We start from the raw sequence: 23948 nt of genomic DNA on the forward strand, positions 1-23948 counted from the left end.
ACCCACAGACCCCGCCCGGCTCAATGTAAACCTCAGCCTATTATCAAAGCTGTTTATAGACGCACATTAACGCAGGAGACCGGGCGATCCAGACGTTCGGCGAAGTCGTCCAGAAAGGTCTGCGTGAACGACGCATCCAGCCAGTTGTTGAAGATGAAACCGAGGTTGGAAAACCCGCAGGCGTCGAGAAAAAGAAAGCCGTTGATGTCATCTTCGTGGCGGCATTCGGGGCAGGTGAAATTATCGGTGTGACCGGGCATCCAGTCTTCCAGGCTGTCGAACAGCGCCTCCCCCACTTCACGGCGACACTCCGGGCAACCGGCCTCTTCGGCAAAGTCGTTCAGCGGGGTATAGATGCAGCGCTTGGTGACGACCTCAAGGCCGTTGACGACCTGCCCGAACGGCAGCGCATCGGGCTTCTTCACCACCCGCTTCGCCCCCGGTGCTACTGCGTAGGCCATCTTGTTATAGGTGCGTCCGCACGTGGTCAGCTCCGGCTCGACCACATCGAGCTTGACCAGCCAGCGCAGAATGAGCCGCGCTCTGGCCTCGTGCCCGGGAAAGGTGGAGATTTGCGGGACGATGATGCTTTGGGTGTTCATAACGGAGCGTCGCTTAAAGCTGTTCGAGGCCGCAGCTTAATGGGCTGGCCATTCAGGTCAAGAAGCAATCCTGCCTTTACCGACGAGACAGACCTGTGCGCCAGACCGGCATTGCCATTATGATGCCCGACATGATCAAAGACCCTTTCGCAAGACTCGGCCTCGACCGGGAAGTCCTTACTGTCAGCCAGCTCAACGGCCGCGCCCGCGTGCTGCTGGAAGACGTATTCAGCAGCATCTGGGTCGAAGGCGAGATCTCCAACCTCTCGCGCCCGGCCTCGGGCCATGTGTACTTCACGTTGAAGGACTCCGGCGCGCAGGTCCGCTGCGCCTTGTTCCGGCAGAGCGCGGCGCGGGTGCGTCAGGCGCTCAAGGACGGCTTGCAGGTCAAGGTGCGCGGTAAGGTATCGCTGTTTGAAGGCCGCGGCGACTATCAGTTGATTCTCGATACGGTGGAACCTGCCGGTGACGGTGCATTGCGCCTGGCGTTCGATGCGCTGAAAGCCAAGCTCAGCGACGAAGGCCTGTTCAGCGCCGAGCGCAAGGTCGCTCTGCCGCTGCACCCGCAACGTATCGGGATCATCAGCTCACCGACCGGTGCGGTGATCCGCGACATCATCAGCGTGTTCCGTCGTCGCGCGCCGCGGGTCGAGCTGACCTTGATTCCCACCGCCGTTCAGGGCCGCGAGGCGATCAACCAGATTGTCCGCGCACTGAAGCTGGCCGACAGCAGAGGCTTCGATGCGCTGATCCTGGCCCGTGGCGGCGGCTCGCTGGAGGACCTGTGGTGCTTCAACGAAGAAGCCGTCGCCCGCGCCATCGACGCGTGCGTGACGCCGATTGTCAGCGCTGTCGGGCATGAAACCGATGTGTCCATCAGCGACTTTGTCGCCGACGTGCGCGCACCGACGCCCTCCGCTGCCGCCGAACTGCTCGCCCCGGATTCCAGCGACCTGCATCGACGCGTCGACAACCTGCACCGGCGACTGGTCAGCCGCATGCAGGACCGACTGATGCGCGAGCGGCTGCGTCTCGAGGGTATTTCCCGGCGTCTGCGCCACCCTGGCGAGCGCTTGCGTCAGCAGTCGCAACGCCTGGATGACCTGGACATGCGCCTGCGCCGCGCCCTTGAACAGACCATGCATCAACGTCAGCTGCGTCTGGCGCACATGCAAAGCCGCCTTGCTGCCCAGCATCCAGGCCGGACCCTGGCCTTTTTGCGCCAGCGTCTGGATGCCTTGGCCGAGCGTCTGCCGAGAGCCATTCGCGAACAGATCAAGGCGCGCAAGCTTCAATTACAAAGTCAGGTGCAGACCCTCAACGTGGTCAGCCCGCTCGCCACACTGGGACGCGGTTACAGCATTCTGCTCGACGAGCGCGGCCACGCGATTCGTAACGCTGCACAGACGCAGACCGGCCAACGGCTTACCGCCAGGCTCGGCGAAGGCGAACTGCACGTGCGTGTCGAAGACAATCACCTCACACCCGTGACCCTCTCCCTTCTGGACTGACTGCCTGATGCTACGTTTTATCGCCCCGCTGTTCGCCCTGCTGCTCTGTCTGCCCGCCCACGCCGACAGCTTTATTACCCGCGCACTCGACAAACCGGTGCCAGGCGGCGTGGCGGTTGTCGATCTGGGCACAGGCGCCCAGGCACCGACCGCCACCTATCAAGGCAAACCGGTGCTGGTGGTCAAGGAACAGGGCACGCGCTGGCTGGCCATCGTCGGCATTCCTTTGACCGTCAAACCCGGCACCCAGCAGGTCACCTCCGGCGGGCGCACGCTCAACTTCACCGTTGGCATCAAGAAATACCCGGAACAGCACATCACGCTCAAGAACAAACGTCAGGTCAATCCCAACCCTGAAGACAACAAACGCATTGAGGGCGAACTGGCCGAGCAACTGCGCGCCTACCGCAGTTTCAGCCCAGGCACGCCAAGCAACCTGATTCTGGACAAGCCGGTCAATGGCCCGTTGTCGAGCAAGTTCGGCGTGCGTCGCTTCTTCAATGGCGAAGAGCGCAACCCGCATTCGGGCCTCGACTTCGCGGTGCCGGCCGGCACGCCGATCAAATCCCCGGCAGCGGGCAAGGTCATCCTGACCGGCAATTACTTCTTCAATGGCAACACGGTATTCGTCGATCACGGGCAAGGCTTCATCAGCATGTTTTGCCATATGTCGAAGATCGACGTGAAGGTCGGCGACCTCGTCCCGCGTGGCGGAGTGGTCGGCAAAGTCGGCGCCACAGGTCGCGCAACCGGGCCGCACATGCACTGGAACGTCAGCCTCAACGATGCACGCGTGGACCCGGCGATCTTCATCGGCGCGTTTCAGCCGTAAGCCTGTTGGTGAGCGAGCGCTACGGCGCTCGCTCACACGCCCCCTCACTTGCGCACATCGCTTTCGAACAACAATAACCCGCACATAACGCTTCAGATACCGCTATAAAAACTCGCCAACGACGTATTTTCGAGAATTTATTCCAATCTTTTTCAAGTGCTTGCCATCATCCATGCCAATGGTTACGGTTGGCCTCATGAAAACCTCTCAAACCCTTATTCTGTTGCGCCAACACCGGTGCCTCAGCCTGGTCAGCGCCCGACTGCCTGGCTAGCATGCCGTGCCCCGTCCCTGTGTTCGCAATTCCCTGTGCTATCTATCCAGAACGGCAGGCCGCCTAACCCCGGCCCCGTGAATACAAAAGGATTTCCTGATGACCATGCTCAAAGACCCGTCGAAGAAGTACCGCGCGTTCCCGACCATTGATCTGCCTGACCGTACCTGGCCTTCGAAGACCATCGACGCAGTGCCGATCTGGTGCAGCTCCGATCTGCGCGACGGCAACCAGTCGCTGATCGAACCGATGGACGCGGCCAAGAAGCTGCGCTTCTGGAAAACCCTGGTCAGCGTCGGCGTCAAGGAAATCGAGGCATCCTTTCCATCGGCTTCGCAGACTGACTTCGACTTCGTGCGTACCCTGATCGAAGACGGCCACATCCCGGATGACACCACCATTCAGGTACTGACCCAGGCTCGCGAAGACCTGATCGCCCGCACCTTCGAATCACTGCGCGGCGCCAAGAAAGCCATCGTTCATCTGTATAACGCGACCTGCCCATCGTTCCGCCGCATTGTCTTCAATCAGGACAAGGCCGGGGTGAAGGAGATCGCGGTCAACGCCGCCAAGCTGTTCGTCAAATACGCAGCACAGCAGCCGGAAACCCAGTGGACCTTCCAGTACTCGCCGGAGACCTTCAGTGCGACCGAGCTGGAATTCGCCAAGGAAGTCTGTGATGCAGTGATCGAGGTGTGGAACCCGACGCCCGAGAACAAGGTGATCCTCAACCTCCCGGCCACCGTGGAAGTGGCGACACCCAACATTTACGCCGACCAGATCGAATGGTTTGGCCGCAACATTACCCGCCGCGACAGCGTGCTGATCAGCCTGCATACCCACAACGACCGCGGCACGGGCGTTGCGGCTACCGAGCTGGGCCTGATGGCCGGCGCGGATCGCGTCGAGGGCTGCCTGTTCGGTAACGGCGAGCGGACCGGTAACGTCGATCTGGTCACCGTGGCGCTGAACCTCTATACCCAGGGCATCAATCCCGGGCTGGACTTCTCGGACATCGACGGCGTGCGCAAGGTCGTCGAAGAGTGCAACCAGATCCCGGTGCACCCACGTCATCCGTACGTTGGCGACCTGGTTCACACCGCGTTCTCCGGCTCGCACCAGGATGCGATCCGCAAGGGTTTCACCCAGCAGAAGGAAGGCGAGTTGTGGGAAGTGCCTTACCTGCCGATCGACCCGGCCGACATCGGTCGCAGCTACGAGGCGGTGATTCGCGTCAACAGCCAGTCAGGCAAAGGTGGCATCGCTTACCTGCTGGAACAGGAATATGGCATTTCCCTGCCACGCCGCATGCAGATCGAGTTCAGCCAAGTGGTTCAGGGTGAGACCGATCGCCTGGGCCTGGAGATGACGGCCGAGCAGATTCACTCGCTGTTGCGTCGTGAATACCTGCAAGCCAACGTTCCTTATGCGCTGATCAGCCATAAGTTGCAGGAAGAGAACGGCAACAGCTCGGTAGATGCCGAGGTGCACGTCGACGGCGAAACCCAGCACTGGCGTGGCAAGGGCAAGGGCGCCCTGGAAGCACTGGTCGCCGGTCTGCCAGTGGCCGTGGAAATCATGGACTACAACGAGCATGCGATCGGTTCGGGTACGACCGCCAAGGCGGCCGCCTACATTGAGCTGCGCGTGAATGGCGAACGCGCCGTGCATGGTGTGGGCATCGATGAAAACATCACCACGGCGAGCTTCCGCGCCCTGTTCAGCGCGCTTAATCGCTCACTCAGCCAGACTCAGGCCAAAGCTGCCTGATTTGACAGCCGGATGGCGGACGCAGGTCCGCCATCCGCAGCGCCCGCTTCCCTCCCCCGCCTCACGCTGCACCTGCCTCTTGCATTCCGCGCATGACCCTGCCTGTTTCGGCATAATCTTTTTCATTTATGCTGTGGTAGCATGCTGCCCTTACTCCAGAGTTCGCCCAATCCAACAGCAATTCATATGCTGACGATGCCTGCTCGGACTTACCTGCCAGCTGCACCTTTCCTATAAAACCAAGACGACTATTGCATTGATTTCCGGACGAAAAGAATGCTCGGGCAGACCCACCGTGCATTGAAATTACCATCGGCCTCGGTACGCTGAGCTGATCCAATCACATTTGGAGCGATTATGCCCAAGGCTTCCCATCAAGATTTGCGCCGCAGCTTCCGTGCGCTCACCTCGTCGAACGCTTGCTTTCACACAGCCTCGGTGTTCGACCCCATGTCAGCGCGAATCGCAGCGGATCTGGGCTTTGAAGTAGGCATCCTCGGCGGCTCCGTGGCGTCGCTGCAAGTCCTGGCAGCCCCTGACTTCGCCCTCATCACCCTGAGTGAATTCGTTGAACAGGCCACGCGCATCGGCCGTGTCGCACAGCTCCCGGTCATCGCGGACGCAGACCATGGTTATGGCAATGCCCTTAACGTCATGCGCACCGTTGTCGAACTGGAACGTGCCGGTATTTCTGCACTGACGATTGAAGATACCCTGCTGCCGGCGCAGTTCGGACGCAAATCCACGGACCTGATTTCCACTGCAGAAGGTGTTGGCAAGATCCGCGCAGCGCTGGAAGCACGTGTCGATCCGGAGATGTCGATTTTCGCTCGCACCAACGCGGCGATCATTCCGGTTCAGGAAGCCATCAGCCGGGTCCAGCAATACCAGGCTGCCGGAGCTGACGGCATTACCATCGTCGGCATTCGTGACTTCGATCACTTGGCGCAGATATCCGAAGGTGTGACCGTGCCGCTGATGCTGGTGACGTACGGCAACCCGGAACTGCACGATAACGCGCGCCTTGCCGAGATGGGTGTGAGGGTCTGCGTACATGGCCACGCAGCGTACTTCGCCGCGATCAAGGCCACCTACGATTGCCTGCGCGAACAGCGCCAGATCCTGGGCAACGAATCGAACATGAGCGCAACCGAACTGACCCACACCTATACGCAGCCTGAAGACTACGTAGAGTGGGCCCGCAAGTTCATGAACGTGAACGAGTGACAGGCAACGCCGGACGCTGCGCCGCCTGATCGGAGGCAGACGCAGCTGAATGCCCACGCAACACTGTGAGTGGGCATGATGAGCGTCACTTCGGACGCTCATCAGGAGGGATCACGCAGTGGTGTTCACGCCACCTTCAGTCTCCAATTGCAACAACGAGGCCTGCAAGGTCTGCAGGTTGGCACTGGTGCTCGCTATCTGACCCTGAATCGCCATGGATTTCTGGGCCTTTTCTTCCGCCGTGCCTTTGCTGCTTTGTGCGGCAGCCAACTGCGCTTTCTGCTCGGCGAGTTGTTTCTGAGCGTCCTTGATCTGCTGCTTTATTTGCTCGATGGTCTGATTGAGAGACGACTCGCTGGAGCCACCCACGCTGCCGCCGCCACCCGCCGCACCGGCCTTGCCACCTTCGGTGGATGCCTGATCAGAGCTTTTCTCTGTTTCGGTAGTCGTGGTGGCGGCAGCAGCAGTGGCCTTGGCTGTTTCAGCCTCGGTAGGTTTAATCGCTAACGTCAACGAGCTCGAGTAACTGTTCAGCGTGGATGTATTGATGGTAGTCATGGCGGTCTCCAGGAATTCTGGAGAAGCTATCGGCCGACCAGAAACATTCTGAAGTACCTTTATTCAATATTAAATGAATCAGCATCCAGCCCGGCTGGAAACCGTGTGCGATAGGCATGCAAGTCTGCCGCGCTGAGCGTCGCCTTGAACACTCCGTCCGCTTCGCCCACGCTCAACAGGCTCTCGCCCTGGAAATCCAGAACCTGACTGTCACCAGTGTAAGCGAAGCCCTTGCCGTCCGATCCGACCCGGTTGACTGCCGCCACATAGCACAGGTTTTCAATGGCCCTGGCAGGCAGCAAGCGATTCCAGTGCAGACGCCGCGCACCCGGCCAGTTGGCGGTGTACAGCAACAGGTCGGTGTCCTGAGCGTCACGGCTCCAGACCGGAAAGCGCAGGTCATAGCAGATCAGCGGCCGTACACGCCAGCCGTTGAGTTCAAACATGACCTGGCGATCGCCCGGCGTGTAATGCTCGTGCTCCCCGGCCATGCGAAACAGGTGGCGCTTGTCGTAATGCAGCAGCGCACCATCCGGTCGCGCCCACAGCAAGCGGTTGCGATGACTGCCATCGGCAGCGCGGATCATGACGCTGCCGGTCACCACGGCGTTGATACGCTTGGCCTGAGCCAATAGCCATACCGATGTAGGCCCGGCTTCCGGTTCTGACAGGGCCTCGGACTCCATCGAGAACCCGGTGGTGAACATTTCCGGCAGGATCACCAGGTCCGCGCCGCGCGCCTGATCCAGCAATGGCTCGAAATGCTCGAGATTGGCCTCGCGATCATGCCACGCCAGCGTGGTCTGGATCAGCGCGAGGTTGAGGTTCGGCAGCCCGCTTAGATCGCGCATAGTTTCTCCGCCGCCTGACGCAACGTCTCTTCCTGTTTGGCAAAGCACAGGCGGATCAGGCGCTGCCCTGCTGGCGGGCTCTGGTAGAACACAGAAATCGGAATGCTCGCCACACCGTGTTCACGGGTCATCCACAAGGCCATGTCGACATCGTTGAGGTCGGGCCTGATCTGCGAGTAATCGACCAACTGGAAATAAGTCCCGCCCACCGGCCGGAAGCTGAAACGCGACTCGGCCAGATGACCACAGAAAAAGTCGCGCTTGGCCTGATAAAAGCCTGGCAGTTCATCGACATGCTCCGGGTGTTCGGCCATGAAGTCGGCCAACGCGTACTGCAAAGGCGTGACACAGCAGAAGCTCACATACTGATGCACCTTGCGCAACTCGGCGCTCAATGCTGGCGGCGCGACCACATAGCCGGTTTTCCAGCCAGTGACGTGATACGTCTTGCCGAACGAGCTGACGACGAAGGCGCGCTGATACAACGCTTCGTGATCAAGCACACTGACATGGCGTGCGCCGTCGAACACCAGGTGCTCATAGACTTCGTCGCTGAGCAGGTAGATGTCGCGATCGGCAATCAGTGCGGCCAGCCGATCGAGCTCTGCACGGCTGATCAACGCGCCGCTGGGGTTGTGCGGGCTGTTGATGACGATCATGCGGGTGCGCGGGCTCAGCGCATCGCTGAGCTTTTGCCAGTCGATGGAGAAGTCATCCAGCCCCAGTTGCACATGCACGCAGCGCCCACCGGCCAGTTCGACGGCAGGCTCGTAGCTGTCATAGCAAGGGTCGAAAATGATCACTTCGTCGCCAGCGCGAATAACGCTGTGGATCGCGCAGAAAATCGCCTGCGTGGCACCCGGTGTGATGGTGATTTCGCTGTCCGGATTGACCGTACGCCCATAGCTGCGGGCGATCTTTGCCGCGACTTGCTGACGAAGCGCAGGCAGGCCGGTCATCGGTGAGTATTGGTTATGGCCTTGAGTGACGTGTCGGCAGACTGCATCACGCAGCGCCTGCGGCCCGTCAAAATCGGGAAACCCCTGGGACAGGTTGATAGCCCCGGTTTCGGCGGCCAGCTGTGACATGACGGTGAAGATAGTGGTGCCCACGTTGGGCAACTTGCTGTCGATCATGGAACCCTTTCCCTGCAATCTCCCGGCACCGGGCGGCACGGGTCAGGCAGGATAGCCCATTAAACAGCCACAAAAAAAGGCGCCGAAGCGCCTTTTTCCCGATGCTGACTCAGCGCTTGTCGCGGCGCTTCTTGTCGGCCTTCTTGTGGTGCGACATCATCCGACGCTTCTTGTTGACCTGACGGTCAGTGAGCGTGTTCTTGTTGCCTTCATACGGGTTCTCGCCACCCTTGAACTCGATACGGATTGGCGTACCGACCAGCTTGAGCACACGCCGATACGTGTTTTCCAGATAACGGACGTAGGACTTGGGTACCTTCTCGACCTGGTTACCGTGGATTACGATCAGCGGCGGGTTGGCACCCCCCAGGTGAGCGTAGCGCAGCTTGATGCGGCGGCTGCCGACCATCGGTGGCGCATGCTCGCTGACTGCATCTTCGAGAATCTGGGTCAGGCGGCTGGTTGGCCAGCGCGTTACCGCGGACTTGAACGAGTTCTGTACCGACTGATACAGGTTGCCCACGCCCGTGCCATGCATGGCCGAGATAAAGTGGATGTCGGCGAAGTCGACGAAGAACAGCCGGCGCTCCAGCTCGATCTTCACGAAATCGCGTTCGCCCGGCGTCATGCCGTCCCACTTGTTCAGCGCGATGACCAGCGCACGACCCGCTTCAAGGGCGAAGCCCAGCAGGTTCAGGTCGTGGTCGACCACACCTTCGCGGGCGTCCATCACAAAGATCACCACGTTGGCGTCCTTGATGGCCTGCAGCGTCTTGACCACCGAGAACTTTTCGACTTCCTCGTGGATCTTGCCGCGCTTGCGCACACCGGCGGTGTCGATCAGCGTGTACTTCTCTTCGTTACGCTCGAAGGGAATGTAGATACTGTCGCGCGTGGTGCCTGGCTCGTCATAGACGATAACCCGGTCTTCACCCAGCATGCGGTTGACCAGCGTCGACTTGCCGACGTTGGGACGACCGATGATGGCGATCTTGATGCCGTCCTTCTCGCTCGGGCCGGGGATGCGCTTGGCTTCCTGACCTTCGGCGACTTCTTCGACCTCAACGCCCTCTTCAGGCTCATCCTCGTCCCTGGGGAATTCCCGCAGGGCGATTTCGAGCATCTGCGAGATGCCACGGCCGTGGGCACCGGCCACCGGAATGGCGTCGCCCAGACCCATCGGGCTGAACTCGGCACGCGCCAGGTTCTCGTCGATGTTGTCGATCTTGTTGGCAACCACGTAGGAACGCTTGTTGCGCTTGCGCAGGTGCTCACCAATCATCTGATCAGCAGCGGTGTAGCCCGCACGGGCGTCCACCAGAAACAGCACCACATCGGCTTCTTCAATGGCCAGCAGCGACTGCTCGGCCATCTTTTCGTCCATGCCATGCTCGTCACCGGAGATACCGCCGGTGTCGATCAGAATATAGGAGCGCCCTTGCCACTTCGCCTCTCCGTATTGGCGATCACGGGTAAGACCGGACAGATCGCCGACAATGGCGTCGCGAGTCCTGGTCAGGCGGTTGAACATGGTGGACTTGCCGACGTTCGGTCGACCCACCAGGGCGATTACGGGAACCATGCGGCTCTCCACTTCGTTATTTCAGAAAATACAAAAGCCGCTGCAGGGCAGCGGCCGGAGTTCGGGGCGATGCCACAAAGGCACCGCAGCCTTGCCGAAGCAAGGGCACCCGGGGCCATTGGCCCCGGGCATGGACACTTATTGCTTGATGGTCAGGGCTTCCAGTTTGCCGCTGTTGCCATACACATAAATCATGTCCCCAACCACCAGCGGACGCGCACGCAGGCCGTCGCTGTCGATACGTTCGCGACCGACAAAACGACCGTCCACCTGGCTCAACAGGTGCAGGTAGCCTTCCATGTCACCGACCGCTACGTAGCTGGAATACACTTCCGGCGCGCCGAGCTGGCGGCGAGCCAGTGATTCGTTGCTCCACAGTGCAGAGGACGAACGCTCGTCGATACCTTCGACAGTACCGGAGGCCAGAGTGGCATAGACGCTGCCAAAGCCCTGGGCGACACCCGAGTAGCTCGAAGCATCACGCTGCCAGAGCACACGACCGCTTTCCAGATCGAGACCGGCGACGCGCCCCTGATAGGTAGCGACGTACAGCGTACCGCCGGACAGCAACAGGCCGCCGTCGATATCGACGACACGATCCAGTTCCGAGCGGCCTTGCGGGATGGCAACACGCTGTTCCCAGATCGGCACGCCGTTGGTGATATCCAGAGCGACGACCTTGCCGGTCGACAGACCCGCTACGGCAAGACGGTTGGTTGCCAGCGGAGCACCCGTGCCGCGCAGGGTCAGCACCGCCGGCGTACTTTCGTAGATCCAGAGCTGCGAACCGGTAGAAGCGTCGAAACCGACGATGCGGTCATCCTGAGTCTGGACAACGACCACAGAACCGTTGGTGGCCGGCGGAGCCAGCACTTCACTGGTCACGTGGGCGCGCCACTTTTCCTCACCGGACGTGGCGTCCATGGCAATCACTTCACCCTTGAGGGTGCCGATCATTACCAGGCCATAGCCCACGCCGACTGCACCGGAAACGGGCAGATCGAGATCCTTCTTCCAGATCACGTCGCCGGTCAGACGGTCCAGCGACACGACTTCGCCCGTGACGTCAGCCGCATAGATGCGGTCGCCATCAATGGCTGGCACGAGCATGTTGTAAGTCTTGCCCTGGCCGTCGCCAACGGAACGGCTCCACTGCTTGTGCAAAACCACTTCTTCTTTGAAGTCGGTCAGCTCGGCCGGAGGCAATTCCTTTTTGCTGTTGCTGCTGCAACCCGCGGCCAGAATGGCCAGAGCCAGCAATGCTGCATGTTTCCAACGAATCACGTCACGCATCCCCTTTCGCCAGATCGTCGAGCTTCATTTGCAGGCCACCCACTGCTGCGTCTTCGGACAGAGCAGATTTGGCCTTTTGGTATGCAGCATACGCCTCGTCGGTACGACCCAGCTGTACCAGCAGGTCACCCTTGAGTTCTTCACGACTGGCGAGGAAAGCCTTGTCGGCATCGCCGTCGAGCAGCTTCAGCGCGTCATCGGTCTTGTTCTGCGCAGCCAGCACGCGTGCCAGACGCTGACGGGCAATCTCGCCCAGCGTGTCATTGGCAGGCTTGTCGGCCACGGTTTTCAGCTCGGCTGCAGCATCATCCAGCTTGCCGGCATCGACCGCCACCTTGGCGACGAACAGGCTACCGAACTGTGCGTAGGTAGTGCCACCGAATTCGCTTTTCAGTTTGCCGGAGATCTCGGCGACACGTGCGGTGTCTGCCTGGCCACTGGGCGTCAGTGCGGTTTCCAGCAATTGCTGATAAAGCATCGAGGCGCCTTGCGACTGGCTGGCCTGATACCTGTGCCAGAACTGCCAACCCAGAACCACGACCAGCGCAAGCAGACCGCCGGTCAACAGAGGTTTGCCGTTGCGCTGCCACCAGTCCTTCATTACCGCCAGCTCTTCATCTTCGGTACCCGACACCCCAATACTCCTATTCGCTAAACGGCTGTTAAATCAGCTTCAACCCTGCACGACGCAGGAGGCCAGGTGCTCCGACAGAGCATCCCAGGCAATATTTTGTTGTTCACCCTGACCGCGCAGGGGTTTGACGCCAATGACCTTCGCCGCCAGTTCTTCTTCGCCGAGGATCAGCGCGTACAGCGCACCGCTCTTGTCGGCTTTCTTGAACTGGCTTTTGAAGCTGCCGGCACCGGCGTTGACCTGCAACCGCAGAGTCGGCAGCTGATCACGCACCTTTTCGGTCAGTGCCAGCGCAGCCAGCTCGGCGGCTTCGCCAAATGCGCACAGGTAGACATCGACCTGACGGGCAGTCTCTTCCGGCACCTGCTCGAGGGTTTCGAGCAGCAGCACCAGTCGTTCGATGCCCATCGCGAAACCGACGCCTGCAGTAGGCTTGCCGCCCATCTGCTCGACCAGACCGTCGTAACGACCGCCCGCACAGACCGTACCCTGGGCACCGAGCTGGTCGGTGACCCACTCGAAAACGGTCTTGCTGTAGTAATCCAGGCCACGCACCAGCTTGGGATTGATCACATAAGGAATACCGGCGGCGTCCAGACGGGCCTTCAGGCCTTCGAAGTGAACGCGGGATTCGTCATCCAGGTAGTCCGCCAGTTTCGGCGCATCGACCAGCACAGCCTGGGTTTCAGGATGCTTGGTGTCCAGCACGCGCAGCGGGTTGGTTTTCAGGCGGCGCTGGCTGTCTTCGTCCAGTTGGTCGAGACGTGCCGAGAGGTATTCGACCAGCGCCTCGCGATAACGCGCACGCGCCTCGCTGGTGCCCAGGCTGTTCAGCTCGAGCTTGACGGCGTTGCGAATGCCCAGCAGGCCCCACAGGCGCCAGGTCATGACAATCAGTTCGGCATCGATATCCGGACCGTCCAGGTTGAAGACCTCGACACCGATCTGGTGAAACTGACGATAGCGGCCTTTCTGCGGACGCTCGTGACGGAACATCGGACCGATGTACCACAGTTTCTGAACCTGGCCGCCGCCAGTGATGCCGTGCTCGAGGACCGCACGCACGCACGCGGCAGTGCCTTCAGGGCGCAGGGTCAGAGAGTCGCCGTTGCGGTCGGCGAAGGTATACATCTCTTTCTCGACGATGTCGGTCACTTCACCGATGGAGCGCTTGAACAGCTCGGTGAATTCGACGATAGGCATACGAATCTGCCGGTAACCGTAGTTATCCAGCAGACGGGCAACAGTGCCTTCGAAGTGACGCCACAGCGGCGTCTGCTCGGGCAGAATGTCGTTCATGCCACGAATGGCTTGTAGAGACTTACTCACAGAAAATCCTTAGCAATCCGGGTTAGCCGCGCACGATGACCGAGGCGTCGGCTTCGGCTTTTTCAGCCGCTTTCTCGCGAATCAAGCGTTCCAGCTCATTCACGAGATTATCATTGGTCAGTTTCTGCGCGGGTTTGCCGTCGATGTAGATCAGGTTCGGCGTGCCACCGGTCAGGCCGATGTGCGCCTCTTTGGCTTCGCCCGGACCATTGACCACACAACCGATCACCGCGACGTCGAGCGGCACCAGCAAATCCTCGAGTCGACCTTCCAGCTCGTTCATGGTCTTGACCACATCGAAGTTCTGCCGCGAGCAGCTCGGACAGGCGATGAAGTTGATTCCACGCGAACGAAGGCGCAACGATTTGAGAATGTCGTACCCGACCTTCACTTCCTCGACCGGGTCAGCCGCCAGCGAGATGCGGATAGTATCGCCAATTCCTTCGGCAAGCAGCATACCGAGACCGACAGCCGATTTCACCGTACCCGAACGCAAGCCACCGGCTTCGGTGATGCCCAGGTGCAGCGGCTGAACAATCTCCTTGGCCAGCAGCCGATAGGCCGCGACCGCCATGAACACATCGGAAGCCTTGACGCTGACCTTGAAGTCCTGAAAGTTCAGGCGTTGCAGATGCTCAACATGGCGCAGCGCAGACTCTACCAGGGCCTCTGGCGTGGGCTCGCCGTACTTCTTCTGCAGGTCTTTTTCCAGCGAACCGGCATTGACGCCGATACGGATCGGGATGCCGCGATCACGCGCAGCATCGACCACCGCCCGCACACGGTCTTCGCGACCGATGTTGCCCGGGTTGATACGCAGACAGTCGACGCCCAGCTCCGCCACACGCAAGGCGATGCGGTGATCGAAGTGAATGTCGGCGACCAGCGGCACCTTGACCAGTTGCTTGATGCGGCCGAATGCTTCGGCAGCGTCCATGTCCGGCACCGAAACACGCACGATGTCGACACCCGCCGCTTCCAGACGATTGATCTGTGCCACGGTAGCGGCGACATCGTTGGTATCGCTGTTGGTCATGCTCTGCACCGCGATCGGCGCATCACCGCCGACCGGTACGGAACCGACCCATATTTTCCGGGATTCGCGACGCTTGATTGGAGATTCGCCGTGCATGACTTATTGCCCTAGCTTCAGGCGAGCAGTTTCGCCGCTGGTAAAAGGTGCTACATCCACAGGCTGACCGTTGTAGCTGACCTGCGCACCGCGCGCGTAGCCCAGACGCAGGGTCAACGGCGGCTTGCCGTTGACATCCAGACTCTCGCCCTTGCGCTTGAGACCGCTGACCAGCACCTTGCCGTTCCCGTCAGTGACCTGGGTCCAGCAGTCGGCAACGAACTGTACGGTCACCTGACCGGCACCCGCCGCGACAGGCGCTGGCTGCTCGGCAGGTGCAGTCGGCATCGACGGCACGGTCGGCGCGGCAACAGGGGCTTGAGGCGCGCTCGCCGGTGGCGTGGCAGCAGCAGGTGTCTGTGGTTGTGCGGTTGCGTGACCTGTGACGCTGGAAGCCGGGGCCGCAGGCGCAGCAGCGGGCGCCTCACTGGCAGGCGCACCGGTATTCAACGGCAAGGAAGTTTGTCCAGAGGCAGGCGTTTCGGCCACAGCAGGCTCTTCCGGCTCATCAAGCGGGTGAATCTGCGTGGTGCCGTCCGCGCTTTCGACTTCGACGTGCTCCATGTTCAACCCGGACTGATCCTTGCCGCGCAAGGTCGCCTGATCCTGCCACCAGAAGAAACCGCCGCCGACCAGAATCACCAGCAACAGCAGGCTGACGATACGCAGAATATTGTGCGACAGCCTGACCGGCTCTTCGATACGGCCCAGCGCGTGAACCGAACTGCCTTTACCGTCGGTGCCGGTGAACTGGTCGAACTGCTCGACCAGCGCCGCCTGATCAAGATCAAGCAGTTTGGCGTAGGCACGCACATAACCTCGGGCAAACGTATGCCCAGGCAGCTTTTCAAACTGGCCGTTCTCCAGATTGGTCAGGGAGGTCACGGTGAGATTCAGTCTCAAGGCCACATCTGGCAGCGACCAGCTCCTGCTCTCGCGGGCCTGGCGCAGGGTCTCTCCAGGATTCACGCGATTGGTTGCTACAACTTCGGGATGCGCCGCTTTCATCATTGCTCCGACAGGTATTGCTGATATTCCGGCGTACCGGGATAGAGTCTTTTCAACAGCAGGCCAAAGCTGGCCGCCTTGTTACGATCATCATATATCTTCGCCAGCCGCGTACCGAGCAATAGACTACGTGCATTTTGCTCGCTGAGTTGGCTAAAACGGTCGTAATAGTCACGCGCCGGCACATATTGCTTGTCTTCGTAGGACAGCTGAGCCATTTCCAGCAAGGATAACGGCAACTGACGGTCCAGGCGCAATGCCTTGGTAAAATGCTCGCGAGCCTGCTCGCGGTTGCCCAGTTTCAGCGAGGTCATGCCCAGGCTTTCAAAAACCCGTGACCGCTCAGGATACAGGTTGTCGGCAGCCGCCTGCTCAAAACGCTCGTAGGCTTCCTTGTAACGCTTTTGTTCGAACAGAAAACTGCCGTAATTGTTGACGATGCGTGTTTCGTTATTGCTGGCGGCCAACGCCTTGCGAAAGTACTGCTCTGCCAGCTCCGGCTCCATCTCTGTCTGGAACACCAGGGCCAGCGCGGCGTTGGCCTGCGCATCGGAACTGTCGAGCTCGAGCGCCTTTTTCAGCGGAACCTTGGCTCGCTCGGTCTGCCCCTGCTGAAAGTAACCCAGCCCGAGCTGCACGTAAGCCTTGCGCGCTTCCTCGCGCCCCTGGGCTGTCGTCAGCGGGTTGACGTTGCCGGTGGACACGCACGCTGTCAGCAAGACGACAACACAGAGCAGCAGCGAGGCACGCACAGGCATGGGGTCTCTCTCGGTCAGGTTCGCAGTCAGGTTCGAGTCACCGCGACAGGGGCCGCATCGGCCTCGGCGCTCAACTCACGCACGGCTATATAGCGTTCGCTACGGCGTGTGCGGTCCATCACCTGCCCGACCAACTGGCCGCATGCAGCATCGATGTCTTCACCACGCGTGGTGCGCACAGTGACGTTATAACCGGCCTGATGCAACAGGTCCTGAAAACGACGTATCGCGTTATTGCTGGGACGCTCGTAACCGGAGTGCGGAAACGGGTTGAACGGGATCAGGTTGATCTTGCAAGGCGTGTCCTTGAGCAGTTCGATCATCTCGACCGCGTGCTCTACCTTGTCGTTGATGTCCTTGAGCATGGTGTACTCGATGGTGAGCACACGCTTTTCGCCCAGACTGGACATGTAGCGACGGCAGGACTCGAGAAGCATTTTCAACGGGTATTTCTTGTTGATCGGCACCAGCTGGTTGCGCAGCGCATCGTTCGGTGCGTGCAGCGACAAGGCCAGCGACACGTCGATGTGCTTGGAAAGCTCATCGATCATCGGTACCACACCGGAAGTGGACAAGGTCACCCGGCGTTTGGAAATGCCATACCCCAGGTCATCCATCATCAGATGCATGGCGGCAATGACATTGTCGAAGTTCAGCAGCGGCTCACCCATGCCCATCATCACCACGTTGGTGATGGCACGGTCGACGGTCGCCGGGACGCTGCCAAAGGATTTGTTGGCAATCCACACCTGACCGATGACTTCGGCGGCGGTGAGGTTGCTGTTGAAGCCTTGCTTGCCCGTGGAGCAGAAACTGCAATCCAGGGCACAGCCCGCCTGGGACGAAACACACAAGGTGCCGCGCTTGCCCTGCGGAATATAGACGGTCTCGACACAGCTGCCGGACTCTACGCGCACCACCCATTTACGGGTGCCGTCGCTGGAGATGTCCTCGCTGACCACTTCAGGACCGCGAACCTCAGCACAGGCCTTGAGCTTTTCGCGCAGGGCCTTGCTGACGTTCGTCATCGCGTCGAAATCGTCGACGCCGAAGTGGTGAATCCACTTCATGACCTGACCGGCACGGAAGCGCTTCTCCCCGATAGAGTCGAAGAATTTCTCCATTTCCTGTTGAGTCAGCCCCAGCAGGTTGGTTTTACCAGTCGATGCAATCATGAATTCACCCTTCACTCGTCAGTCAAAAATGACTTAGCGAGCGGTTACTTCGGTAGCTGCGAAGAAGTACGAGATTTCGCGAGCGGCGGCTGCTTCGGAATCGGAGCCGTGAACAGCGTTGGCGTCGATGGAATCAGCGAAGTCAGCACGGATGGTGCCGGCAGCAGCTTCTTTAGGGTTGGTAGCGCCCATCAGCTCACGGTTCAGAGCGATAGCGTTTTCGCCTTCCAGAACCTGAACGACAACCGGACCGGAGATCATGAAAGCAACCAGGTCGCCGAAGAAACCGCGAGCGCTGTGCTCAGCGTAGAAACCTTCAGCTTCGGCCTTGGACAGTTGCTTCAGCTTGGAAGCGACAACGCGCAGACCGGCTTTTTCGAAACGAGTGGTGATCTCGCCGATTACGTTCTTGGCAACGGCGTCAGGCTTGATGATGGAGAAAGTACGTTGAACAGCCATGGTGAAACTCCAGAAGCAGTGATTGAAGCGAAAAATTAAACCCGCGAATTATACGCGGGTTCTGGTGTATTGCCTAACTGCGCGCGTTACTGAACGTCAATCCAGCTCTTCGATCCACAATGTCTGGATCGCTTCCAGGACCTTTTCCCCGCTGCGGTCCGGATGGTCATCGAATTCAGGCAAGGCCATGACCAGACCACGCAGCCTGGGGAAGCTCACGGTGAGCGGATTTACCTCCAGGTGGCTTTCAGCCAGCTGGATGGCGATTTCCTGAACATCAACCCATTTGAGACTCATGAGCAATCCTTGAATCAGTGCGGCGCTTCAGCGGCGTGGTTGAGCGAATACTTGGGTATTTCGACCGTCAGGTCTTCGTTGCCGACAATGGCCTGACAGGACAGACGTGACTGCCGTTCCAGCCCCCACGCCTTGTCGAGCATGTCTTCTTCCAGCTCATCGGCCTCATTCAGCGAATCGAACCCTTCGCGAATGACGCAATGGCAGGTCGTGCACGCACACACGCCACCACAGGCGCTTTCAATCTCGATGTGGTGCTCGTGGGCAATGTCGAGAATAGACGTGCCGGGCTCCACTTCTACAACCAGCCCGTCCGGGCAATGCTCGGCGTGGGGCAGAAAAATCACCTGCGGCATCAGTTATTCCTCAATCTCATTCAAGTTGCGCCCGGCCAGTGCGGCTTTTACCGTCGAATCGAGGCGTCGGGCAGCAAACGCATCGGTCACCTGCGACAGACGCTTGGTCTGCTGCTCGATGGCATAACCATCGGTGCCTTGCATCAGTTCACGGAGTTCGTCCATCTGCAGGTTGATGACCAGGCGCTCTTCCTCGTCGAGAAGACGCTCGCCATCGGCGTCCAGAGCACCCTGAACAGCTTCGAGCAGACGCTCGGCATCAACCTGATGCTCACGCAGCACGCGAGCGACCTTGTCGTCGCCGGCATACTCGAAGGAATCCTTGAGCATGCGGGTGACCTCGTCATCGGTCAGCCCGTAGGACGGCTTGACCTGAATGCTCGACTCGATGCCCGAGCCCATTTCACGCGCCGAGACGCTGAGCAGACCATCAGCATCGACCTGGAAAGTGACACGAATCTTTGCCGCGCCAGCGACCATCGGCGGGATGCCACGCAGTTCGAAGCGCGCCAGCGAACGACAGTCGCTGATCAATTCACGCTCGCCCTGCAGGACATGAATCTTCATGGCCGTCTGGCCATCCTTGTACGTGGTGAATTCCTGACCACGCGCCACAGGAATGGTGGTGTTGCGCGGAATGACTTTCTCCATCAGCCCGCCCATGGTTTCCAGCCCCAGCGAGAGCGGAATCACATCGAGGAGCAGCAGTTCGCCACCGTCACGCTTGTTGCCGGCCAGGGTATCGGCCTGGATCGCAGCCCCGATGGCCACCACCTGATCCGGGTCGATCTCGGTCAGCGGCTGACGACCGAACAGCTCGGCCACCGCTTCGCGCACTCGCGGAACACGGGTCGAACCGCCGACCATGACCACCGCCTCGACTTCTTCAAGCTCGATACCGGTGTCACGCACTGCTCGGCGGCAGGCCTTGAGGCTGCGCGCAACCATAGGTTCGATCAGCGCATTGAGCGCCTCGCGCGTCAGCGTGCCACGCCACTCGCCGTAGACGACCTCGACAGACTCGGCGTCAGTCAGCGCTTCCTTGGCCGAGCAGGCAGCCTGCAGCAGGCTGCGCTGCGCGGAAGGATCAATATCGGCTGACAGACCGGCATCCGTGACAATCCAGCTGGCTATCGCATGATCGAAGTCATCGCCACCCAGAGCGGTATCGCCGCCAGTGGCCAGTACCTCAAACACACCACCGGTCAGGCGCAGGATCGAAATATCGAAGGTTCCGCCGCCCAGGTCATAGATGGCAACCACGCCTTCGGCCTTTTGATCCAGGCCGTAGGCCACCGCCGCAGCCGTAGGCTCATTGAGCAGGCGCAGTACGTTGAGGCCCGCCAGTCTGGCAGCGTCCTTGGTCGCCTGACGCTGAGCGTCATCGAAGTAGGCAGGAACGGTGATCACCGCGCCTACCAGCTCGCCACCCAGTGAGGCTTCTGCGCGCTGGCGCAGGACCTTGAGGATGTCGGAAGACACTTCGACCGGGCTTTTCGGCCCCTGCACGGTGTCGATGAACGGCATGTGCGACTCACCGCCGACGAACCGGTACGGCAGTTGCTCGCCCAGTTGCTTGACGTCGGTCAGACCACGGCCCATGAGACGCTTGACCGACAGAACGGTATTGAACGGGTCCTGGGAGGCGGCGATCTTCGCTGACTGCCCTACTTCGACACGATCAGCGTGATAGCGCACGGCAGACGGCAGAATGACCTGCCCCTCTGCATCGGCCAGCGGTTCGGACAGGCCGCTGCGTACTGCAGCAACCAGAGAATTGGTAGTGCCCAGGTCGATACCCACAGCCAGACGACGCTGGTGCGGTTGAGGACTCAGGCCGGGTTCGGCGATCTGCAGTAAAGCCATGCTGTTCAGAATAATCACTGGCGCGCGACCGAAGCCGCGCGGGGTTAATCGTCGAGGCGCTCTTCTAACTGGCGCACTTCGTGAGAGAGCTTGTCGAGAAACTGCATACGCCGCATCAGCTTTTCAGCGTGCTCGCGTTGTGCAGCATCATTCCAACAGGCTGCGAAGCTCTGGTTCAGTTCGTCCTGAGCGATCTTGAGCTGACGCTTGAAGGTCGCGACGCCGGCCAGATCAGCCTCGTCCTGCAAGTCCTCGAGGTCTTCGCGCAATTGCATCTGCTGCAGAAGAAACTCGGGATCATGCACCGTGACTTCGAGCGGCACTTCGTTGCCGTTCATTGCCAGCAGATAACGCGCCCTTTTCGGCGGGCTTTTCAGGGTCTGATAGGCCTCGTTGAGACTGGCCGAGCGCTCCAGCGCCACACGCTGCTCACGCTCGGGGGCATCCGCAAAACGATCCGGATGCACGTTGCGCGCAAGCTCACGGTAGCGCGTGGCCAGTTGGTCAAGATCAAGCTGAAACTCGGGCTTGAGGTCAAACAGGGCGAAGTGACAGGGAGTACCCACAATAAAAGCCTCAGACGTTGAAGCTTTCGCCACAGCCGCACTCACCGCGCGAGTTGGGATTGTTGAACTTGAAGCCTTCGTTCAACCCTTCGCGCACGAAGTCGAGCTCGGTGCCATCCAGATAGACCAGACTTTTCGGGTCAATGATCACCTTGACGCCGTGCATTTCGAACACGGTGTCTTCGCTGGCCGCCTCATCGACGAACTCGAGCACATAGGCAAGACCTGAACAGCCTGTGGTGCGAACACCCAGACGAACGCCGTCACCCTTGCCGCGCCCCTCGAGGGAACGTAGTACGTGGTTAGCGGCAGCTTCTGTCATGCTGATAGCCATCGGAACTCCTTAGCCTGTTGCATTAGCCTGTTGCAGTTGACTCTGTTGCAAGCTTCTCTTGAAAAGCCTGCTTACAGCAGACCTTTCTTCTGCTTGTAGTCGCGAACGGCGGCCTTGATGGCGTCTTCAGCGAGTACCGAGCAGTGAATCTTCACTGGCGGCAGTGCCAGCTCTTCAGCCAGCTGAGTGTTCTTGATGGTCTCTGCTTCATCCAGAGTCTTGCCTTTCATCCACTCGGTCGCCAGGGAGCTGGACGCGATGGCCGAACCGCAGCCGTAGGTCTTGAACTTGGCGTCTTCGATAACGCCCTGCTCGTTGACCTTGATCTGCAGACGCATCACGTCGCCGCACGCAGGAGCGCCGACCATGCCGGTGCCGACGTCAGGATCTTCCGCGTTCATCTTGCCGACGTTACGTGGATTTTCGTAGTGGTCGATGACCTTTTCGCTGTAAGCCATGATTCTATTCCTCTCACATCAGGGAGCCGCTCTGCAGGTCACGCGCAATTGCCCATGACCTGTATTGGAGGCGACTTTAAATTAGTGCGCCGCCCACTCGATCTTGGAGATGTCGACGCCGTCTTTGAACATGTCCCACAGCGGCGAAAGTGTGCGCAGCCGGGTGACAGCCTCGCAAACCTTCTGCGCGGCGTAATCGATCTCTTCTTCGGTGCTGAACCGGCCGAAGGTGAAACGAATCGAACTGTGCGCCAGTTCGTCGTTGCGACCCAGGGCACGCAGCACGTACGAAGGCTCAAGCGAGGCCGAAGTACAGGCCGAACCGGACGATACCGCCAGATCCTTGAGTGCCATGATCAGCGACTCGCCTTCGACATAGTTGAAGCTCAGGTTCAGGTTGTGCGGTACGCGGGCAGTCAGGCTGCCGTTGACGTACAGCTCTTCCAGATTTTCGACCTGCTTGAAGAAACGATCGCTGAGTGCCTTGATGCGCACGTTTTCAGCAGCCATTTCTTCCTTGGCGATACGGAATGCTTCGCCCATGCCGACGATCTGATGGGTCGCCAGGGTGCCGGAACGCATGCCACGCTCATGACCGCCGCCGTGCATGGTCGCTTCCAGGCGAACACGTGGCTTGCGGCTGACGTAGAGTGCGCCGATGCCTTTGGGGCCGTAGGTCTTGTGCGCAGAGAACGACATCAGGTCAACCTTGAGGCTGGCCAGATCGATTTCAACCTTGCCGGTCGACTGCGCGCCATCGACGTGGAACAGCACACCACGCGAACGGGTCAGTTCACCGATCGCGGCGATATCGTTGATGGTGCCGATCTCGTTGTTCACATGCATGATCGAAACCAGGATGGTGTCGTCGCGCAGTGCCGCTTCAATCATCGAAGGGGTGATAAGACCGTCTTCACCCGGCTCGATGTAGGTCACTTCGAAACCTTCGCGTTCCAGCTGGCGAGTGGTGTCGAGGACAGCCTTGTGTTCAACCTTGGAGGTGATCAGGTGCTTGCCTTTGCTGGCATAGAAATGCGCAACACCCTTGATAGCCAGGTTGTTGGATTCGGTAGCACCCGAGGTCCAGACGATTTCGCGCGGATCGGCGTTGACCAGATCAGCGACCTGACGACGGGCGTTCTCGACCGCTTCTTCGGCTTTCCAGCCAAAGACGTGGGAGCGCGAGGCAGGGTTGCCGAAGTTTCCTTCGACGGTCAGGCAATCGATCATTTTCTGCGCGACACGCGGATCGACCGGGGTCGTCGCGGAGTAGTCGAGGTAAATTGGCAATTTCATTGAAGCTCTCCTATCAGGCAGGCGCACCGCTCATTCATCTGCGTTCATTCGACGGCGGACGTTTCGATCTTACCCAGTTGCGACATGTGGTTATGACCACGGCGCATATCCTGGCGCTGAGCGACTTCTTGTACCTCACGGCGAGTGACAAGATCCGCCAAGCTGATACCGCTTAGAAATTCGTGAATCTGCTGGCTCAGGTCGCACCACAGGTGGTGGGTCAGGCAGGTATCGCCAGCATGGCAATCGCCCAGACCCTGACACCGCGTGGCATCGACCGATTCATTGACTGCATCGACAACCTGAGCAACCTGGATGCCTTTCATGTCGCGCGACAGCTGGTAACCACCACCCGGACCACGAACACTGGAAACCAGATTGCCGCGACGCAGCTTGGCGAACAGCTGCTCGAGGTAGGACAGGGAAATCCCCTGCCGCTCGGAGATGTCGGCCAGAGACACTGGCCCGTTCTGCGCATGCAACGCCAAGTCAAGCATGGCTGTTACAGCGTATCGGCCTTTAGTAGTCAGTCGCATGGCGTATACCGCAGAGGTTCGGAATGAGAGCGAGTATGCTATTCCCGAGTAAAAGAGTCAACTATTAGACCAAGTAAAACAGTCGGGATTAGCGAAAAGTGCGGGCTG

The 23948-nt window shown here is 59.7% G+C and carries 25 protein-coding genes; 4 read left to right on the forward strand and 21 right to left on the reverse strand.

All coding sequences use genetic code 11. The annotated features are described in order from the left end of the window. Window positions 1-53 precede the first annotated feature (53 nt). Window positions 54-602, reverse strand: coding sequence for a hypothetical protein (locus QRN50_RS13625; protein WP_058823121.1), 549 nt, complete (start codon window positions 600-602; stop codon window positions 54-56). A gap of 131 nt (window positions 603-733) precedes the next feature. On the opposite strand from QRN50_RS13625, the gene xseA reads away from it, so the two are divergent. The 4 genes from xseA (at window position 734) to QRN50_RS13645 (ending at window position 6216) form a co-directional block, all read left to right on the forward strand. Further along, window positions 734-2113 (forward strand): exodeoxyribonuclease VII large subunit, encoded by a 1380-nt coding sequence (gene xseA / locus QRN50_RS13630; RefSeq protein ID WP_162496694.1) that lies wholly within the window; start codon window positions 734-736, stop codon window positions 2111-2113. Between the two features lie 7 nt (window positions 2114-2120). Continuing rightward, a complete protein-coding gene (locus tag QRN50_RS13635) occupies window positions 2121-2945 on the forward strand; it encodes a peptidoglycan DD-metalloendopeptidase family protein (protein ID WP_057458251.1) in 825 nt (274 codons plus the stop codon). Between the two features lie 373 nt (window positions 2946-3318). Next, window positions 3319-4989, forward strand: coding sequence for a 2-isopropylmalate synthase (gene leuA / locus QRN50_RS13640; RefSeq protein WP_004406457.1), 1671 nt, complete (start codon window positions 3319-3321; stop codon window positions 4987-4989). A gap of 357 nt (window positions 4990-5346) precedes the next feature. Beyond that, window positions 5347-6216, forward strand: coding sequence for an oxaloacetate decarboxylase (locus QRN50_RS13645; protein ID WP_004406462.1), 870 nt, complete (start codon window positions 5347-5349; stop codon window positions 6214-6216). A gap of 111 nt (window positions 6217-6327) precedes the next feature. On the opposite strand, the gene QRN50_RS13650 is transcribed toward QRN50_RS13645, so the two are convergent. The 20 genes from QRN50_RS13650 to iscR all read right to left on the reverse strand — a co-directional run bounded on the left by QRN50_RS13650 (window position 6328) and on the right by iscR (window position 23840). Next, window positions 6328-6774, reverse strand: coding sequence for a FlxA-like family protein (locus QRN50_RS13650; protein ID WP_004406464.1), 447 nt, complete (start codon window positions 6772-6774; stop codon window positions 6328-6330). Between the two features lie 59 nt (window positions 6775-6833). After that, window positions 6834-7625, reverse strand: a complete 792-nt coding sequence (locus QRN50_RS13655; RefSeq protein ID WP_024642813.1) for an amidohydrolase — start codon at window positions 7623-7625, stop codon at window positions 6834-6836. Further along, a complete protein-coding gene (locus QRN50_RS13660; protein WP_060409030.1) occupies window positions 7613-8761 on the reverse strand; it encodes a pyridoxal phosphate-dependent aminotransferase in 1149 nt (382 codons plus the stop codon). The genes QRN50_RS13655 and QRN50_RS13660 overlap by 13 nt, the downstream gene beginning before the upstream one ends. 109 nt (window positions 8762-8870) lie before the next feature. Then, entirely contained in the window at window positions 8871-10343 is a 1473-nt protein-coding gene (gene der / locus QRN50_RS13665) for a ribosome biogenesis GTPase Der (RefSeq protein ID WP_011266911.1), read from the reverse strand. A 138-nt stretch (window positions 10344-10481) separates the two neighbouring features. Next, a complete protein-coding gene (bamB, locus tag QRN50_RS13670; protein WP_024642815.1) occupies window positions 10482-11636 on the reverse strand; it encodes an outer membrane protein assembly factor BamB in 1155 nt (384 codons plus the stop codon). Continuing rightward, window positions 11629-12270: a YfgM family protein gene (locus QRN50_RS13675; protein WP_002552488.1), complete on the reverse strand. Its 642-nt coding sequence runs from the start codon at window positions 12268-12270 to the stop codon at window positions 11629-11631. The genes bamB and QRN50_RS13675 overlap by 8 nt, the downstream gene beginning before the upstream one ends. A 39-nt stretch (window positions 12271-12309) precedes the next feature. After that, complete coding sequence (gene hisS / locus QRN50_RS13680; protein WP_060409032.1) at window positions 12310-13599, reverse strand: histidine--tRNA ligase; 1290 nt, start codon at window positions 13597-13599, stop codon at window positions 12310-12312. Window positions 13600-13621: 22 nt separating this feature from the next. Beyond that, entirely contained in the window at window positions 13622-14731 is a 1110-nt protein-coding gene (ispG, locus tag QRN50_RS13685) for a flavodoxin-dependent (E)-4-hydroxy-3-methylbut-2-enyl-diphosphate synthase (protein ID WP_004406481.1), read from the reverse strand. Window positions 14732-14734: 3 nt separating this feature from the next. Beyond that, window positions 14735-15739 (reverse strand): RodZ domain-containing protein, encoded by a 1005-nt coding sequence (locus QRN50_RS13690; protein ID WP_060406037.1) that lies wholly within the window; start codon window positions 15737-15739, stop codon window positions 14735-14737. Further along, window positions 15739-16497 (reverse strand): type IV pilus biogenesis/stability protein PilW, encoded by a 759-nt coding sequence (gene pilW, locus QRN50_RS13695; protein WP_003409116.1) that lies wholly within the window; start codon window positions 16495-16497, stop codon window positions 15739-15741. Before pilW ends, QRN50_RS13690 begins: the two co-directional genes overlap by 1 nt. A 26-nt stretch (window positions 16498-16523) precedes the next feature. Next, complete coding sequence (rlmN, locus tag QRN50_RS13700; protein ID WP_011266908.1) at window positions 16524-17672, reverse strand: dual-specificity RNA methyltransferase RlmN; 1149 nt, start codon at window positions 17670-17672, stop codon at window positions 16524-16526. A 33-nt stretch (window positions 17673-17705) separates the two neighbouring features. Continuing rightward, a complete protein-coding gene (gene ndk / locus QRN50_RS13705) occupies window positions 17706-18131 on the reverse strand; it encodes a nucleoside-diphosphate kinase (RefSeq protein ID WP_002552482.1) in 426 nt (141 codons plus the stop codon). A 96-nt stretch (window positions 18132-18227) separates the two neighbouring features. Next, window positions 18228-18428 carry a Fe-S cluster assembly protein IscX gene (gene iscX / locus QRN50_RS13710; protein ID WP_096126752.1) on the reverse strand — a complete coding sequence of 67 codons (201 nt, stop codon included), beginning with the start codon at window positions 18426-18428 and terminating at the stop codon, window positions 18228-18230. A gap of 14 nt (window positions 18429-18442) precedes the next feature. After that, entirely contained in the window at window positions 18443-18784 is a 342-nt protein-coding gene (fdx, locus tag QRN50_RS13715; protein WP_004406488.1) for an ISC system 2Fe-2S type ferredoxin, read from the reverse strand. A 3-nt stretch (window positions 18785-18787) separates the two neighbouring features. Further along, entirely contained in the window at window positions 18788-20650 is a 1863-nt protein-coding gene (hscA, locus tag QRN50_RS13720; protein WP_058822520.1) for a Fe-S protein assembly chaperone HscA, read from the reverse strand. Between the two features lie 44 nt (window positions 20651-20694). After that, window positions 20695-21216, reverse strand: a complete 522-nt coding sequence (gene hscB / locus QRN50_RS13725; protein WP_003339753.1) for a co-chaperone HscB — start codon at window positions 21214-21216, stop codon at window positions 20695-20697. A gap of 10 nt (window positions 21217-21226) precedes the next feature. Continuing rightward, window positions 21227-21550, reverse strand: a complete 324-nt coding sequence (gene iscA / locus QRN50_RS13730) for an iron-sulfur cluster assembly protein IscA (RefSeq protein ID WP_096126753.1) — start codon at window positions 21548-21550, stop codon at window positions 21227-21229. A gap of 71 nt (window positions 21551-21621) precedes the next feature. After that, the gene (gene iscU / locus QRN50_RS13735; RefSeq protein WP_002552476.1) at window positions 21622-22008 is read right to left on the reverse strand and encodes a Fe-S cluster assembly scaffold IscU; all 387 of its coding nucleotides are present in this window, start codon (window positions 22006-22008) and stop codon (window positions 21622-21624) included. An 81-nt stretch (window positions 22009-22089) separates the two neighbouring features. Beyond that, on the reverse strand, window positions 22090-23304 hold the full coding sequence (locus tag QRN50_RS13740) for an IscS subfamily cysteine desulfurase (protein ID WP_096126754.1): 1215 nt from the start codon (window positions 23302-23304) through the stop codon (window positions 22090-22092). Window positions 23305-23348: 44 nt separating this feature from the next. Next, a complete protein-coding gene (iscR, locus tag QRN50_RS13745) occupies window positions 23349-23840 on the reverse strand; it encodes a Fe-S cluster assembly transcriptional regulator IscR (protein ID WP_002552474.1) in 492 nt (163 codons plus the stop codon). Window positions 23841-23948: the final 108 nt, after the last annotated feature.

Origin of the sequence: Pseudomonas sp. MEJ108 (assembly GCF_030208985.1) — a bacterium.
Taxonomy (GTDB): Bacteria; Pseudomonadota; Gammaproteobacteria; order Pseudomonadales; family Pseudomonadaceae; genus Aquipseudomonas; species Aquipseudomonas fragariae.